We start from the raw sequence: 16,176 nt of genomic DNA on the forward strand, positions 1-16,176 counted from the left end.
TCTATTTAAAATAAATTATCAAAACTATGAATGAAAAAACAGTAATACTGCTTTGTGCAGGAAGAGGTAGCCGGTTATCTACCAGAACATCAAATAAACCAAAGCCTTTGGTAGAAACAAATCAAATATCACTTATCGATAATGCACTGAAAAATATCGAATCTGTCGGTATTAAGAAAGTGATTATTGTGGTGGGTTATAAAAGTGATGTTTTAATGTCTCATATTAAACAAAAGACATATAACCTGGATATTGAATTTGTTAATAGTGAAAAATGGGAATCGACCAATAATCTCTACTCTTTATATCTTGCCAGAAACTGGATTAAGCAAGATACGCTGATCCTGGAAGGCGATATATTCTTCACCAAGAAATGCTTGGAAACAGTGATATTAAAAGCAGGAGATCTCAATGTCTTGGTTTCTCCTCTTAGTGGGAATATGGAAGGGACTTATGCAAAAATAGATAAAGATAATATTATTGCATTAAATTCCACCAAGGATAGTAATTATCAGATTGAAGATGGGCAATATAAGACAGTAAATATTTATCATATTTGCAGCGCAAATTTTGCAGAATATGTGAATAAAGAGTTAGAAAATTACGTTAATAATGGATTAACCGGGCTATATTATGAAGATATATTTAAAAAATCTTTATTGGATAATATAGCTGAATTTAAGGCAAGTATTGTTGATCATTCTCAATGGTATGAAGTCGATAATACTTATGATCTTGCTATTTGTGATTTCATTTCAAGTAATAACAAGCTGGATCTTGTGCAGAATAGACATGGTGGATATTGGCGTTATCCTATTATTGATTTTGCATTAATTTATAATTTCAACTTTCCACCTAAAAAATTGAAAGATGAAATGAAGAATAATTTTGATGAGATATTACTCAATTATCCTGGTGGAAATCGTTTAGTTGAATACGCTTTATCTGAATTTCTAGGCATAGAAAAAACGAAATTATGTATTTCAAATGGTGCTGCTGAAATAATAAAACGGCTACCTGAGATTTATACAGGTAAAGTATTAGTCACTGTGCCATCATTTAATGAGTATGCTAATTGCTTTGGTAAAGACAGAACAATATTTAGCTATAGCAAAGAGAGCAGAGATTTTGAGATAGATGTTGATGAATTATTAATGTTGGCGAAAGAAGAAAAGCCAGGTGTGGTGGTAATTGAGTCACCAAATAACCCGACAGGTAAACTGACGCCGATTAATAGTTTGTTATATCTGGCAGGCGAGTTATTGACATTAAATATAGATTTGATTGTTGATGAATCTTTCTTGGATTTTTCTAAAATGCGTGATGATACAATGTTAATGCATTTAGATAATTATAATAATTTATACCCGCTTAACTTGAAGATGCAGTATTCATAACCTGGAAGTTGTCATTAATACGGCACGACAGGTTCCCGGCCAGTTCCGGTAATATTTCCGTAAAAAAGCGATGTATTGCCTGCTTGAACAAGGTCGTCGAGGCGAAATAATGGTTATTCCTGACTTGTTCATTCATCACCTTCCACAGCCTTTCTATCGGGTTCAGATTCGGGCTGTACGGTGGCAGGTAATGAAGCTCAATATTCATCACATAAGCCCAGTCTTTCACCAGCCTGCTTCGGTGGTAACCAGCTCCGTCAAGGATAATATGAACCTTCTGACTGACCGGATAGGTTTCACGCAGAGCAATGAAAAACTCTGCGATGTGATAACTGTCGATACGGTCATACTCGCGTACTACCGTTTTACTAATATCAGCCAGATTAAGGGCCCCCATCAGGTTCAGACGGGTACGGCTTCCCGTGGTTTTCACCGCGGTTTTCTGGCCTTTTCGCATCCAGCCATAAGCCAGTTTCGTCCCCTGCGTGGGATGGACGCCATCAATGAACAGGATGGGCTCATGGTCTCCGGCTTCCTGCTTGAGTTTCCCGTAGGTTTCTATAAAGGCCCGCTGCTGTTCCGCGTTGAACTTGTGTGGCACGCCGGTCGGCTTTTTATAACTGAATCCCTGGTGGTGCAGCCATTTATTCATGCCGGGAACGGTGTAACGGATATCCCACGCTTCTTTGACAAGGCGGATAACCGCCTGTGTGGTGGGCAGAAGATTTGCGGTCAGATAGGCGATAAGTTCCTGAGTCTGTGTTTCGCTGAGATGGCTCTGAGAGCCGCCATTTTCGGGCTTGATTTTACGGTGATTAAGGTAATCGCTGATATGACGATGAACGGTCGTTTCATGAAGACGCAGGGCCTGAGCGATCATGACAGAACTCCAGCCCTCAGAGGCCAGGAGGACCGCTTTGATGCGATCACACTCTCTCTTATCACGGCAGGTGTGATGGAGATGTTCAAGTTCGGCTTTTTGTTCATCGGTAATGAATATTTTCATGACAGATACCATGAACCTCATTTGGGCGAAAATCAAGCAGTTTCAATGATTACGGGTATATCTGTTATTCGCAGCATGAGTAAAACCTTTGGCATTGGTGGTATTCGGATAGGATATATTACAACCGCGAATCAAGCATTATTGGGTAAAGTGAGATCAGTATTGCCTATTTGGAATATTAATGGTTTTGCTGAAGAGTTTTTATTGCGGTTGCCACAATATAGAGAGAGCTATAAATTAAGCTGTGAACAGGTGATTATTGATACGTTAAAATTACAGCAAGAATTAAATTCAATCGAAGGTATTACTGCCTATGAAACGGATTCTAATTTTGTTTACTGTAAATTCCATGTTTCCGATGCAAAAACGGTATCACAGTTACTTTTAGATATTCATGGCGTGTATATAAAAGAGTGCTCCGGGAAAGGAAATGCCGATTCTGATCTATATTGCCGGATATCTTGCCGGACACAAAGTGACAATGAAATTTTAATCCATTCATTGCGCATGGTGATACAGGGGCTGATTAATATTAGTGATATTAGCACGATTAAGGAAATTAACGAGGTCTGCGAATGAGTCATCCAAAAACAGTAGTGATTTGTGGTAAAGGAGAATTGGCAATTTTCATTTGTCAGTATTTCTTAAATCATAAAGATTATCAAATATTGCACGTTGTGGCAGATAAATTTGAACCTGTCAGTACTGAGCAGACATTAATAGATTTCTGTCATGAAAATAATATTTCTATTATTGAAGACAATAAAGTTGAAAATCTACCCGGTTATGAAAATGGTGATTTTAATTGTGATTTGTGCTTTGTTGTATTTCATAAGCGGATATTGCCGTCAAAATTCATTAATTCTTGTAAAAGAATATTGAATATTCATTTATCCCATTTACCTAAATATCGCGGCGTCAGGCCAGTAAACTGGGCTTTGAAAAATGGCGAGTCATCTCATGGTGTGACGATTCATGAAATTAATGAAGGTATTGATGCAGGTCCAATTGTGAATCAGGTTTCATTTTCTATTTATCCAGAGTTTGAAGAGGTTATTGATACTTATACCCGGGCTGTTAGTTATGCCAGACAATTATTCCTTGATACCATGCCAATGGTGGAAAAAATAAGTCCAAGACCTCAAATGGATTCAGAGGCCAGTATTTATTATGAGAGAGATAATCATAAGTTGGCAGAAAGGATGACATTTACCAAGAAAGCATCGCTTGAATTGCTGAATAAAGCATAGATAATAATTGCTTTTAATGTACCGGGGAAGTGCTCATGTATAATCTTATTGCTACGGATCTTGATGGAACTCTGTTACTTCAGGGGGATACGGTAGGTAAATTTACCCGCCAAGTGTTGACTGATTTGTCAAATACGGGAAAGCAGATCGTATTTGCCACCGGCAGGCATCATGCTGATGTGAACGCCATTATTGGTGATTTTGATATCCCTGTACACTTGATTACGTCTAATGGCGCCAGATTGACAAGTGCCTGTAAAAAGTTGGATATCAGACAATATCTACCAAGTAATGTAGTAAAAAGATTAATTGAGGAAACGCAGGCAGATCAGGATGTAGTGATTAATATGTATTGTGGTTCCCAATGGTTAACCAGTGAATTACATCATAGCTTCAGTGATTTTAATCAGAATGATAATTTTAATCCAACCATCAGACCGGCTGATGAAATGCCTTGTGATGCTGTTGAAAAAGTTTTTTTCATTCATAAGCGCCGAGATCACGATGCGTTGGTTAAATTGGAACGCCATTTAATTGAGCTATTTTCTGATAGTGTCAGTATCGCTTTCTCATTCCCCTGGTGTCTGGAAGTGATGGACAGCGGTGTTTCTAAGGGACAGGCTTTAATTCAGTTAGCCGGGTTTCTTGGGATTCCAATCAATCAAACTATCGCGTTTGGCGATGGTATGAATGACGTGGAAATGCTTTCAACCGCCGCTAAAGGGGTCATCATGGGAACGGCTCAGGATAGGGTTAAACAAGCGCTGCCTCATGCGGATGTTATTGGCTCCTGCCGCGAAGAGTCTGTCGCTTATTATTTATCTGAACATGTATGTCAGGTGAATAATCTGCCCTAAACTTTGCTGAGAGCAGTTAATTGCCTGAGACATGAAGAGATTTGGTTCGTGTCTCAGGCATTAAGGCATAAACCGATAGCCAATGCCGGTTTCAGTGAGCAAATGTTTTGGCCTGGTGGGGTCAGTTTCCAATTTTTGCCGCAGATGCCCCATATAAATCCGCAAGTAATGGTTATGTTCAACATAATTAGGCCCCCAGACCTGATTGAGTAACTGGCGTTGTGTCAGTACCTTGCCGCTATTTACCAATAATTCACCCAGCAAACGAAACTCAATCGGCGTCAGATGCAACTCTTCATCGCTTTTGGTTATCCGGCGGTTAACCAGATCGACAATCACATCAGAAAAATAGACGATAGATTCTTCTTGATTGGTTCTGGCAAAGTGGCGCAGGGCAACGCGTACTCTTGCTAACAATTCACTGATGCCAAACGGTTTACTCAGATAATCATCAGCGCCGGCATCCAGTGCGGCAACTTTATCAGCTTCTGCGTCACGGGCAGAAAGAACAATCACGGGAATGGTGCTCCATTGGCGCAGATCACGGATCAAATTAATGCCGTCACCATCGGGCAGCCCCAAATCAAGAATAATCAAGTCAGGTTTACGGGTTCCCGCTTCAATTAAGCCCCGTTTCAGCGTCTCACTTTCAAATACACGACAGCCTTCTCCTTCCAGTGCCAGCCGGACAAAGCGTCGGATCTCTTTTTCATCTTCGATAATTAAGATGGTGTTATTGCTGGTAATAGTGACACCTCTTCAGTCATTTCTTCAATTTCAGGCGGTTTCTCTAACGGTAGAACAAAGTGAAAACTTGCTCCACCTTTTTCGTTATTGGCAGCCCAAATCTTTCCATTGTGAATTTCAATAATTGCACGACAGATTGCCAGCCCAAGGCCCACTCCCGGAATGGCAGATTCTTTGCGGGCGCGGGAAAATTTATCGAAAATTAACTGTTCCTGCTCCGGTGGAATACCTTTACCAGCATCCCAGACTTCAATATGAACCTGATTTTTTTCTGTTGTCGCCTTAATGCCCAGGGGGGTTTGTTCATCGGTGTATTTGATCGCGTTTTCCAATAAATTGATAAATACCCGTTCCAGCAGGCTGGCATCACAATGCAAGAGTAAATCAGATGGCAGGGAAACGGTGACCGGATGGCGATTAAGCGCATATTCCAGTGAACGCAAGGTACTGCCGACGATCTCTTCCAGTGATTGCCATTCCAGATTCAGTTGAATTCCCCCCGATTGGATACGCGCCATATCTAACAAGTTATTGACCAGACGGGAAGTGCTGAGAATTTGCTGACGGATTTGATTCACCTGCTTGGTATGCGGGGAACCTTCGGCAGATAAATCCAGCATCAGGATTTCTGCTTGCCCGAAAAGGACCGTCAAAGGGGTACGTAAATCGTGAGAGAGTGCCGCCAGAAGTGAGTTACGTAACTGCTCCCGCTCGGCATCCAGTTTCGCCGATTCTGCCCGGCGGGAGAGGTGCAATCTTTCCAACGCATTGGCAATCAGGCCGGTAAATGTTTGCAATAATCGCTGTTGCTCCGGGATGAGCAGCTGGCGTAAATAGGATGGCTCAATCGCCAGCACAGCAAACGTTTGTGAAGGTGTTGCGATAGGCAATAGCTGGTAAGGTACGCTGGGCAAGGTATCGGTTCCTGCGCCCGCCGGCAGATTTTTATCAAAACTCCATTTGGCAATGGCATCGTCAATCAGCATATGACCGCCATTGTTTGTTGTGAGTTGGCGTAAATCGCCATTATCGCTCGGTAAAAACAGGCCGGTTTTCGCCTGAAAACCATTGGCAAGGAAATGGTAGCTGGTACGGGCAATATCTGCTTCATTCAATGCCCGGCTGAGTTCACGGGTCATTTCATAGAGATGGCGGGTTCGCTGTTCGCGGTAACGGGCAATTCGCGCTTGATATCTCATTCCCGCTGTCAGATTTCCGACCACAACCCCGACGATCAGCATGACCGTGAAAGTCAGCAGATACTGCATATCCGTGACGGCAAGCGACCAGTGGGGTTGTACAAAGAAGATATCGAAACTGATGACGTTAATAAAAGCCGCGAATATTGATGGCCGGCGTCCATAAAACAGCGCAATGATGACAACGCCAAGCAGATAAAGCGTAACCAGGTTAGCTTTATCGAGAGTCAGCAAGAATGTCCGGGAGAACAGGGTGATCAGCGTGCAGAGGGCGATTGCGATCAGGCAACCCTGAATCTGTATCCGCCATTTTTCACTGACAGAACGGCTGTCTTGTTCTTTATCCCATTGGCTGCGATCTTCCAGCGCGACAATCACTAAATCCAAATCCGGCCCCAGTTTTCCTAACCGATCAGCAAAACCAGGGCGCCATTTCCAGTTAAGCAGCTTATGTTTGGATTCACAGCGGCGGCCTATCAAAATTTTGCCGAGGTTATGTTCTCTGGCATAACGTAATACCGCTTTTTCTTTGTTGGGATCGGCGAGGGTTGCTGTTTCCGCTCCCAATTCATGGGCTAATTTGAGCGCGGTTAAAATCGTGCGCCGTTTACCTTCCGGCAATTGGTGCAGTTTTGGGGTTTCAACATAAATTGCATGCCAGATACAGCCTAACCGGGCAGCAAGCCGGGCGGCGGTACGAACCAGTTTTTCATTGCCCGCGCTGTTACCGATGCACAGCAGAAGATTATCACGGGTGTGCCAGACCGGTTCATGCCCTTGGGTGTCGCGGAAAGCGCGCATTTGATCATCAACGCGATCAGCGGTACGACGCAAAGCCAGTTCCCGCAGGGCAATCAGATTGCCTTTGCGGAAGAAATGTTCAATGGCGCGTTCCGCCTGGCTGGAAATATAGACCTTCCCTTCATTGAGCCGTTGGCGCAGATCATCCGGTGGCAGATCAACCAGGACAATTTCAGTAGCCTGATCAAAGATGTGGTCAGGGATGGTCTCCCTGACCTGGATACCGGTAATATCACCAACCACATCATTAAGGCTTTCCAGATGCTGAACGTTAATGGTCGTCAGCACATCGATTCCTGCTTCCAGTAATTCTTCAACATCCTGCCAGCGCTTGGGATGACGGCTGCCGTGAGGATTGCTGAATGCCAGTTCATCCATCAGAATCATCGCCGGGTGGCGGGCAATAGCGGCATCAAGATCAAAGACGGTGGTTCTGCGCTTGCGGTAGTGGATCGGTTTAAGTGGCAATTGTGGCAGACCATCAACTAAAGCGGCTGTTCCTTGCCGCTCATGGGTTTCTACTACCCCGATAATCACATCCAGCCCTTGAGCACGCAATCTTTGTGCTTCTTGCAACATGGCATAAGTTTTTCCCACGCCAGCGCAGGCGCCGAAAAATATTTTTAATTTACCGCGCGGTTTCTCATTAACCAGTGTCAGTAATTCATCAGGGTCAGGGCGTTGTGGTTCGTGTTGATCCATCTTTCAGCCTTACTGTTTTTTCTTTTGCAAATTATCAAGGGCAAGATTGAGTTTTAACACATTAATCACCGGTTCACCGAGAAATTCCGATGGCGGGGTTTCAGTATTATTCCGGATTAATTGTTTTACTGCTTTAACGGGTAAACGGCGTGCGTCAGCCACTCTTTGTACCTGAAAATCAGCTGCTGCGGGTGAAATATGAGGATCAAGGCCGCTGGCGGACGCGGTGACCAGATCAACCGGCACAGGCATGTTTGGCTGGCGATTAAATTGGCGCAAATGTTCAACTCTGCGCTTGATTTCATCATCCAATACCGGGTTAGAAACCGCTAAATTACTGCCACCGGATAACATCGTGTTATAAGGGTAGTCCATCGTCGCGGAAGGGCGTCCCTGAAAATAGATATCTTTAGTGAAGGGTTGACCAATCAGTTCAGAACCCACTATCTGACCGTCTTGTTTCACCATAGAACCTTGGGACTGGTAAGGAAACATCAGTTCTGACAAACCTGTTGCCAGCAACGGGTAAGCCACACCAGTAATCAGAGTCAGGAATAGCAACAATACAACAGAAGAACGTAACCAAATCATTTTCGTCACCTTTATTTAAATATCAGCAAAGTCAGCAACATATCTATCAGTTTGATGCCGATGAAAGGCGCTATTAGACCACCCAAACCATAAATCCACAGATTGCGGCGTAAGAGTGACAATGCGTTCATGGGGCGGTAGCTCACGCCTTTCAGAGCCAATGGGATCAGGAAGACAATAATTAGTGCATTGAATATAACTGTCGATAAAACCGCCGATGTTGGCGAATACAGATGCATGATATTCAAGACATTTAACTGTGGATATGTGACAGCAAATGCCGCCGGGATAATGGCGAAATATTTTGCGATATCATTGGCGATACTAAACGTGGTCAGAGAACCTCGTGTCATCAGCATCTGTTTACCAATACGGACGACTTCAATCAGTTTGGTTGGGTTGGAGTCCAGATCCACCATATTGCCGGCCTCCTTGGCTGCCTGAGTGCCTGAATTCATGGCAACCGCAACATCAGCCTGAGCAAGCGCGGGTGCATCATTAGTACCGTCGCCGGTCATGGCGACCAGACGGCCTTCGGATTGATACTGGCGGATAAGCGCCAGTTTGGCTTCGGGTGTGGCTTCCGCCAGAAAATCATCAACGCCGGCTTCAGCCGCGATCGCGGCGGCAGTCAGGCGGTTATCGCCGGTAATCATCACGGTTTTGATGCCCATCCGGCGCATTTCGCTGAATCGCTCTTTGATGCCGCCTTTTACGATATCTTTCAGTGCAACAACACCCAGTACCCGCTGATTTTCTGCGACAACCAGCGGTGTCCCCCCTTTACGTGCTACGGTCTGTACCAGGATCTCGACTGCTTCAGGGAATTTGCCATGATTAACTTCAATATGACGGCGGATGGCATCTACAGCCCCTTTACGGATCATACGATTTTCCACATTTACGCCGCTCATTCTGGTCATGGCAGAGAAAGGCACAAAACTGGCATTCAGTGAGCGTAGATCACGTTCGCGCAGATTGAAGCGCTGTTTTGCCAGAATGACAATGCTGCGGCCTTCCGGTGTTTCATCGGCCAGAGAAGAGAGCTGGGCGGCATCTGCCAGCTGTTGTTCTGTCACGCCGGGAACCGGCAGAAACTGAGATGCCTGGCGATTTCCCAGGGTGATAGTGCCGGTTTTATCCAACAGCAGTACGTCCACATCCCCCGCTGCTTCAACGGCCCGGCCGCTGGTGGCAATAACATTCGCACCCAGCATTCGGCTCATGCCTGCGACACCGATCGCAGAAAGTAAACCACCAATGGTGGTCGGAATAAGACAAACCAGTAATGCGACCAATACCGTGATGGTGATAGGTTGACCAGATTGGTTGGTTTCCACACTGAATATTGAGAATGGCAATAGGGTGACACACACCAGGAGAAAGATAATCGTCAGCGCTGTCAGCAGAATCGTCAGGGCGATCTCGTTTGGCGTTTTTCGCCGTTTAGCTCCTTCCACCATTGAAATCATGCGATCAAGAAAGGTTTCACCGGGATTGACCGAACACTCGACTATCAGCCAATCAGACAGCACGCGTGTACCGCCGGTAACCGAGGAAAAGTCACCGCCGGATTCGCGGATAACCGGGGCAGATTCTCCAGTGATGGCACTTTCATCAACGGAAGCACCGCCTTCAATAACTTCACCATCACAAGGAATGGTTTCATTGGCTGCAATAATGACGATGTCGCCTTTGCGCAGGCTGTCAGAAGGGACTTTTTCTCTCGTTGCATCATGGCTGGCTGAGGCGAGTTTCGTTGCCCAACTGGTTTTTCTCACCCCTTTAAGGCTGGCGGCCTGCGCTTTGCTTCTGCCTTCCGCCAGTGCTTCGGCAAAGTTAGCGAACAGTAAGGTAAACCATAGCCATAAGGCGATATTACCGGTAAACAGCGTATTTCCCTGAAACTGACCAGCCAACATGGCAATCCATAAAATTGTGGTTAACCCACTGCCCAGATAGACCACAAACATCACCGGATTACGCCATTGTGCGGCCGGATGGCATTTTTTTACTGAATCAATAAGCGCATTACGCATCAAAGAGGGTTCGAATAATGTCTGTTGTTTGTTTGTCATGGTGTTCCTCTCTCTATTCCTCATGTCGGCACTTACCGGGACAGCCAGATTTGTAAATGTTCAATTACCGGGCCAAGGATCAGTGCCGGAATAAAAGTCAATGCACCAATTAACATAATGGTCAGGATTAATAAGCCGATAAACAGCGGGCCACTGGTGGGGAGTGTGCCGTTGCTGACAGGCTGGCGTTTTTTCACTACCAGAGAACCAGCAATAGCAAGTACCGGCAGGATCACGCCAAAACGGCCAAAAAACAGGGTGGCTGCTAGCAGTAGGTTATAGAACACGCTGTTGGTATTGAGGCCCGCGAAAGCACCGCCATTATTGTTGGCGGCAGAGGAGAGGGCATAAAGCACTTCACTGAAACCATGAGCGCCGGGGTTCAGAATACCGGCACGTCCACTGGTTGTGGATATGACAAGTGCCGAGCCTAAAAGTACCAGTGTCGGGGTGACCAGAATCGCCAGTGCGACCATTTTCATCTCGAATACTTCGATTTTTTTACCGAGATATTCAGGCGCCCGGCCGATCATTAAACCGCCAATAAACACCGTCAGCAGAACGAACAGCAACATACCGTATAAACCGGAACCCACGCCGCCGAACACGACTTCGCCAATTTGTATCAACCACATGGGGATCATGCCGCCAAGCGCGGTGAAAGAATCATGCATAGCATTGACTGCCCCACAGGAGGCCGCGGTTGTCACTACCGCATAAATTGAGGTTGCAAGGATACCGAAGCGATTCTCTTTACCTTCCAGATTGATATTACTGGCAGCACCCAGCAGACTGAAATGGGGATTGCCTTTGAGTTCAGCGTACATCACTCCCACCGTAGCAACGACGAAGATGATACACATCGCCCATAATAAAGCGTGTCCCTGATGGTTATCGCCAATGACCTGACCAAAGGCAAAGCAGAGCGCGCAGGGGATCAGCAGGATAGATAATATCTGAATAAAATTGCTGATAGCGGTCGGATTTTCAAACGGATGAGCTGAACTGGCGCCAAAGAATCCACCGCCATTGGTTCCCAATAACTTAATGGCTTCCTGTGAGGCGACAGGTCCCATCGGGATCAATTGCTGTTGGTCTTCAATGGTATGAGCTAATTGATAGGGTTCGAAATTCTGTATCACACCCTGACTGACAAAAACCAGCGCGATAATTATAGACAGCGGTAGCAGCAGATAAAGTGTAATACGGGTGATATCAATCCAAGCGTTCCCCACGGTTTTGACGCCATGACGGGAAAATGCGCGTATCAGCGCAAATACCACAGCGATACCGGTCGCGGCAGAAAGAAAGTTTTGCACGGTTAAACCTGTCATCTGACTAAAGTAGCTTAACGTGTTTTCTCCACTGTAGGCTTGCCAGTCAGTATTGGTGATAAAGCTGACCGCGGTATTCAGCGCCAGGTCCCATTTGAGCCCGGGAAAATGTTCAGGATTTAGAGGAAGGACGCGTTGGGCGACCAGAAGGGTAAATAACAGTAATAATCCAGTCAGATTAAAAATAATGATCGCTAATGCGTATTGTCGCCAGCTCATTTCTTTCACTGTGCCGCCAGGCTTCTGTAAACCACAGCAACGCCAAAGGCCAGATTCTGCTTTAGTCAGCCAGAGCGGAATATCACCGTTGATCATATTGGCGATAATATTGCCAAGCGGTTTTGCCAGCAGCAGCAAAATCAGTAAGAAACTTGCGATCAGTAAAAAAGCGGATGATGCCATTTAAAAATCCTCCGCATGAAGTAACGCGTAAATCAGATAAACCAGTAACAGGGCTACTAATAACGCACCGGAAATCAGAAATATGCTCACTGCTTATCTCTCCTGAGAATTTGGATAGGCCAAGGTTAGGCAAGGTGGTGCAAAGAAGCTGATAAAAGAGTGAGTGGATGTGTAAAAAAAGTGTAAAAATGACTGATAAAGGAAGACTCAGAAGAGTGGCGGTCGAAGGCTATTCTGCTTAGTTAACCTGAACTTCTCTAAGAAGAAAATGAAAGTACCTGAGATACGATCAACGTTTTTGTCAAAGAAAATTCAAAGCATCTCAGTCCGCTTGGTTTCTTGCTTAATATTCCTTCAATAGGGCAGATAGGGATTGAGTGAGTCAGCAATATCATCCTACGTGAAAACGGGCAGACTTCGGCTGGGTTTTTCTTAACGAGATAATTTGATCAACCTTTTATACAACGCTGAGGCAGATCGATCGCAAACTCGTGTTATGGCTGACCCGCAAACATAAGCGTCTCCGTGGCCATAGACGACGAGCCAGCCACTGGCTGGCGAGGGTGACGCGGAAGGAAACGAAGTTGTTTGCCCACTGGCCGCTACTCTGGGGGCGGGGCCATAGTGATATGGCCCTGCTACCCGACCAGTTTTTAAGTCATATTGATACGGCCAGAGACTTTTTGGAGATTTATTTGCCTGCGACATTACGGGCAGTTTGTGATCTGGATACATTGCGGTTGGAATCAGGGTCATTTATTGAAGACAATCTGCGAGCGCATTATTCCGACATTTTGTATTCATTGAAAACAGCGCGGGGTGACGGTTATGTGTATTGCGTGATCGAGCACCAGAGTTCCCCGGACAAAATGATAGCATTTCGACTTATGCGTTACAGTATTTCAGCCATGCAACGGCATCTGGAGCAGGGACATGAAAAATTGCCACTGGTCATTCCGGTGTTGTTCTATCACGGGAAAATACAGCCGTATCCCTGGAGTACCAATTGGCTCGACTGTTTCGATGATCCGGCCCTGGCGGAGGAAATCTATTCCAATAAATTCCCGCTGGTAGATGTGACGGTAATCCCGGACGATGAAATCCTGACGCATAAACGGGTCGCGCTACTGGAAATAGTGCAAAAGCATATCCGGCAGCGAGATATGGCGGAGTTACTGCAAGAGTTGGTCATACTGCTGGCGTATGATTACTATACGGATGAACAGTTAAAAAGCGTGCTAAACTACTTATTACAGGCGGGAGATACCGCCGATCCAGAGGGTTTTATCCGGCGACTGGCAGAACAGTCCCCGAGGTATGAGGAGGTACTGATGACAATAGCGCAGAAACTGGAGCAGAAAGGGTACAAGGAAGGATACCAGAGAGGGTACCGGAAAGGGTTTCTTGAAGGGTACCAGGAAGGACTTATTGAAGGGCGCAGAGAGGCAACTTTAAAAATCGCTCATGCATTGCTGAACAGCGGAATCGACCGTGAAACGGTGATGAAAACTACCGGGTTGAGCCAGAGTGAGCTTGAACAAATGTCCGGCAAACTTACTGTTGATACGTTATCAGCATAAAAATGCTTGAGTTAATGCACGAAACGCATAGAAGCGGCACATTTACATTCCAAGTGATAAGACCGAGTCTGAATTTACGTGCTTCTGAAATCTCTGTTCTTACAGTAGAGCTGAAGTTAGTTATACCGCCGTATTTCCCTTTTCCAAGAGATACGGCACCGGGGAGCAATTACGGAAGGGAACCTCTAAAAACTTTTCACAGCCACAAAATTGAGTAAAATGTAGGCACAGTACATCTCTGCAAGGTAGCGCTGTCATGATACCGCCTCGTTCTGCTTTAAAAAAAGACAAGCTGGCATCCGAATATCACCGTCGAAAAATCGATGAATTAGGTGATCCGCTACTTGTTCTTGATAAGTATGTTGATTTCTCGGCACTGGCTGACACCATAGACCTTGTCGCGCCACGTATTATTTCTCCCAAAGGTGGACGCCCGCCATTCCCGACTGAGGTGATGGTTCGCATCATTATCCTGAAACATTTCCATAATCTTTCCGATGAAAAGATGGAATATCAATTGCTTGACCGAATGAGCTGGCAACGTTTTTGTCGCTTGACCGATGTCATTAATATTCCAGACCGTAACACGATTTGGTGTTTCGAAAAACGGATTGGCCAGGCAGGTGCCAGAGCGTTGTTTGAAGAGGCGAAGCATCAGCTTTCGACACAGGGATTCATTCCTAGAGGGGGTCAAATCATTGATGCCACGTTGATTCCAGTTCCTAAGCAGCACAATAAGAAGGAAGAGAATGAACAAATCCGTCAGGGTAAAACCCCGGATAACTGGACAGCAAACAAACGATGCCAGAAAGACACCGAGGCAACCTGGACGAAAAAGAACGGTAAAAGTTATTTTGGCTATAAACTGACCATTAATGTCGATACAAAATATAAAGTGATCCGCCACATCGCGACAGGAACCGCAGCTGTCCATGACAGCCAGTTTTTTGAAGCCGTTTTGGATCGGTCAAATACAAGTCGGGACATTTATGCTGATAAAGGGTATGCCAGCCAGATGCGTGAACGTGAGCTGAAGGAACAGGGCTATCGTGTTCATATTCAGAGGAAAGCGTCACGCAATAAGCCCTTATCAGACTGTCAGAAAGGCCGAAATAAGAAAATAGCGAAAACCCGGGCACGAGTAGAACATATCTTTGGCTCATTCTCTCAGATGGGTGAAAAATTTATCCGAACGATAGGCCAGCTGCGAGCCACTTTTGCGATGACTCTGAAGGCAACCTGCTATAATTTACAACGTTTGGTTTATTTTGGAAAATCCGGCATTCATGCCTTTTAATTCCGGTATGTGATGAAAAAGCGATGAGTTTATTTTTTCCCCTGAAAAAGCAAGAAAAAGTCATACACAATAAGGTCATTTATTGGTGAGTGCAAAATTGATCTTATTTTTTGTATTGAGAGTTTTTAGAGGTTCCCGGAAGTATGGCAAACGAACGAACGGGAAAACCAGATGCTTTTTTAGGTTTGGCTACAATGTTGAAAATGATCGCACCACGTACAGGTACCTGGTCCAAATTAGCCAAAAGTTCTATCTGATAAGTATCTTGCTTCAATACATAATCTTCGCCCAACAACGCATTATTCTTTCTAAAATCTTTGGCGGCGTCGGTATCAAATGTTTCATGCCCAATGGCTTTAACATGACGCTCCTCAAATAAAAATTTCAGGGCATCCATTCCCCATCCGGGTATTTGGTTATTGCCACTATCATCTTTATTATCCATGGCTTCCTGAGATGACCAGCGTTTACTCCAATCAGTTCTGAGCGCAACGAAAGTACCTGCCTCAATAATTCCATATTCTTCTTCAAATTTAAGAATATCTTCTTTAGACAGTGAAAAATTAGGATCCTGTTTTGCCCTTTCTGACTGATTAAGTACGATTAAAGGTAAAACTAATTCTTTTAATTCCAGCTCATCAAGATAACGGGCATTAGGAACAAAATGGCAGGGAGCATCAATATGAGTCCCATATTGGCCGGGAAAAGAGAATTGTTGAGCAAAAAAGCCATCCTTATAATCAAACAGCGTCTTAAACTCGGCTGGATCAAACATAAAAAAATGGGGAGAATCTTTATCAAAGCTATGGGTCAAATCGACCCATCTTTTCGATTTCAGTAAAGTGAGTGCTTGTAAGATGTTATTTGACATAAAAACCTCATTTTTGATAACTGTTGATATTATTTTTACCGCTATAGTTATTTTATTTAAAAAA

At 44.8% G+C, this 16,176-nt stretch carries 14 protein-coding genes; 6 read left to right on the top strand and 8 right to left on the bottom strand.

Features of this window, described 5'->3' with window-relative positions; all coding sequences use genetic code 11:
• Nucleotides 1-26 precede the first annotated feature (26 nt).
• Nucleotides 27-1,397, top strand: a complete 1,371-nt coding sequence (locus tag VY86_RS11440; protein ID WP_193386949.1) for an aminotransferase class I/II-fold pyridoxal phosphate-dependent enzyme — start codon at nucleotides 27-29, stop codon at nucleotides 1,395-1,397.
• Here the strand turns inward: VY86_RS11440 and VY86_RS11445 are convergent.
• Nucleotides 1,372-2,403, bottom strand: a complete 1,032-nt coding sequence (locus VY86_RS11445) for an IS630 family transposase (RefSeq protein WP_046976622.1) — start codon at nucleotides 2,401-2,403, stop codon at nucleotides 1,372-1,374. The genes VY86_RS11440 and VY86_RS11445 overlap by 26 nt on opposite strands.
• A 21-nt stretch (nucleotides 2,404-2,424) precedes the next feature.
• Here VY86_RS11445 and VY86_RS11450 point away from each other — a divergent pair, with 21 nt between their 5' ends.
• Genes VY86_RS11450 through VY86_RS11460 form a run of 3 tightly spaced genes read left to right on the top strand, consistent with a single transcriptional unit; the run spans nucleotide 2,425 to nucleotide 4,510 of the window.
• A complete protein-coding gene (locus VY86_RS11450) occupies nucleotides 2,425-2,982 on the top strand; it encodes an aminotransferase class I/II-fold pyridoxal phosphate-dependent enzyme (protein WP_052760824.1) in 558 nt (185 codons plus the stop codon).
• Nucleotides 2,979-3,653 (top strand): formyl transferase, encoded by a 675-nt coding sequence (locus tag VY86_RS11455; RefSeq protein WP_046975039.1) that lies wholly within the window; start codon nucleotides 2,979-2,981, stop codon nucleotides 3,651-3,653. The genes VY86_RS11450 and VY86_RS11455 overlap by 4 nt, the downstream gene beginning before the upstream one ends.
• A gap of 35 nt (nucleotides 3,654-3,688) precedes the next feature.
• On the top strand, nucleotides 3,689-4,510 hold the full coding sequence (locus VY86_RS11460) for a Cof-type HAD-IIB family hydrolase (protein WP_046975040.1): 822 nt from the start codon (nucleotides 3,689-3,691) through the stop codon (nucleotides 4,508-4,510).
• Between the two features lie 60 nt (nucleotides 4,511-4,570).
• Here VY86_RS11460 and kdpE read toward each other — a convergent pair whose 3' ends face one another.
• The 6 genes from kdpE to kdpF are packed head-to-tail and all read right to left on the bottom strand — an operon-like array spanning nucleotide 4,571 to nucleotide 12,454.
• Nucleotides 4,571-5,257 carry a two-component system response regulator KdpE gene (kdpE, locus tag VY86_RS11465; protein WP_046975041.1) on the bottom strand — a complete coding sequence of 229 codons (687 nt, stop codon included), beginning with the start codon at nucleotides 5,255-5,257 and terminating at the stop codon, nucleotides 4,571-4,573.
• Entirely contained in the window at nucleotides 5,233-7,959 is a 2,727-nt protein-coding gene (gene kdpD / locus VY86_RS11470; RefSeq protein WP_046975042.1) for a two-component system sensor histidine kinase KdpD, read from the bottom strand. Before kdpD ends, kdpE begins: the two co-directional genes overlap by 25 nt.
• Nucleotides 7,960-7,968: 9 nt before the next feature.
• The gene (kdpC, locus tag VY86_RS11475; RefSeq protein ID WP_046975043.1) at nucleotides 7,969-8,550 is read right to left on the bottom strand and encodes a potassium-transporting ATPase subunit KdpC; all 582 of its coding nucleotides are present in this window, start codon (nucleotides 8,548-8,550) and stop codon (nucleotides 7,969-7,971) included.
• 11 nt (nucleotides 8,551-8,561) lie between these two features.
• The gene (gene kdpB / locus VY86_RS11480) at nucleotides 8,562-10,628 is read right to left on the bottom strand and encodes a potassium-transporting ATPase subunit KdpB (RefSeq protein WP_046975044.1); all 2,067 of its coding nucleotides are present in this window, start codon (nucleotides 10,626-10,628) and stop codon (nucleotides 8,562-8,564) included.
• Nucleotides 10,629-10,660: 32 nt separating this feature from the next.
• Nucleotides 10,661-12,364, bottom strand: coding sequence for a potassium-transporting ATPase subunit KdpA (kdpA, locus tag VY86_RS11485; RefSeq protein ID WP_046975045.1), 1,704 nt, complete (start codon nucleotides 12,362-12,364; stop codon nucleotides 10,661-10,663).
• On the bottom strand, nucleotides 12,365-12,454 hold the full coding sequence (gene kdpF, locus VY86_RS11490; protein WP_036850612.1) for a K(+)-transporting ATPase subunit F: 90 nt from the start codon (nucleotides 12,452-12,454) through the stop codon (nucleotides 12,365-12,367). It lies immediately after the preceding gene.
• A 539-nt stretch (nucleotides 12,455-12,993) separates the two neighbouring features.
• Here kdpF and VY86_RS11495 point away from each other — a divergent pair.
• Together VY86_RS11495 and VY86_RS11500 are read left to right on the top strand one after the other, a co-directional pair.
• Nucleotides 12,994-13,944, top strand: coding sequence for an Rpn family recombination-promoting nuclease/putative transposase (locus VY86_RS11495; RefSeq protein WP_046976834.1), 951 nt, complete (start codon nucleotides 12,994-12,996; stop codon nucleotides 13,942-13,944).
• Nucleotides 13,945-14,203: 259 nt separating this feature from the next.
• A complete protein-coding gene (locus VY86_RS11500; protein WP_046976644.1) occupies nucleotides 14,204-15,241 on the top strand; it encodes an IS5 family transposase in 1,038 nt (345 codons plus the stop codon).
• A 103-nt stretch (nucleotides 15,242-15,344) separates the two neighbouring features.
• Here VY86_RS11500 and VY86_RS11505 read toward each other — a convergent pair whose 3' ends face one another.
• Nucleotides 15,345-16,112: a cyclase family protein gene (locus tag VY86_RS11505; RefSeq protein WP_046975046.1), complete on the bottom strand. Its 768-nt coding sequence runs from the start codon at nucleotides 16,110-16,112 to the stop codon at nucleotides 15,345-15,347.
• Nucleotides 16,113-16,176: the final 64 nt, after the last annotated feature.

It is taken from the genome of Photorhabdus thracensis, from assembly GCF_001010285.1.
Classification (GTDB): domain Bacteria; phylum Pseudomonadota; class Gammaproteobacteria; order Enterobacterales; family Enterobacteriaceae; genus Photorhabdus; species Photorhabdus temperata.

Coding starts and splice junctions, on each gene's coding strand:
- VY86_RS11495 (WP_046976834.1), top strand. CDS start 12,994: ATGGCCCTGCTACCCGACCAGTTTTTAAGTCATATTGATACGGCCAGA.
- kdpA (WP_046975045.1), bottom strand. CDS start 12,364: ATGGCATCATCCGCTTTTTTACTGATCGCAAGTTTCTTACTGATTTTG.
- VY86_RS11505 (WP_046975046.1), bottom strand. CDS start 16,112: ATGTCAAATAACATCTTACAAGCACTCACTTTACTGAAATCGAAAAGA.
- kdpD (WP_046975042.1), bottom strand. CDS start 7,959: ATGGATCAACACGAACCACAACGCCCTGACCCTGATGAATTACTGACA.
- VY86_RS11440 (WP_193386949.1), top strand. CDS start 27: ATGAATGAAAAAACAGTAATACTGCTTTGTGCAGGAAGAGGTAGCCGG.
- VY86_RS11460 (WP_046975040.1), top strand. CDS start 3,689: ATGTATAATCTTATTGCTACGGATCTTGATGGAACTCTGTTACTTCAG.
- kdpC (WP_046975043.1), bottom strand. CDS start 8,550: ATGATTTGGTTACGTTCTTCTGTTGTATTGTTGCTATTCCTGACTCTG.
- kdpB (WP_046975044.1), bottom strand. CDS start 10,628: ATGACAAACAAACAACAGACATTATTCGAACCCTCTTTGATGCGTAAT.
- VY86_RS11445 (WP_046976622.1), bottom strand. CDS start 2,403: ATGAAAATATTCATTACCGATGAACAAAAAGCCGAACTTGAACATCTC.
- VY86_RS11455 (WP_046975039.1), top strand. CDS start 2,979: ATGAGTCATCCAAAAACAGTAGTGATTTGTGGTAAAGGAGAATTGGCA.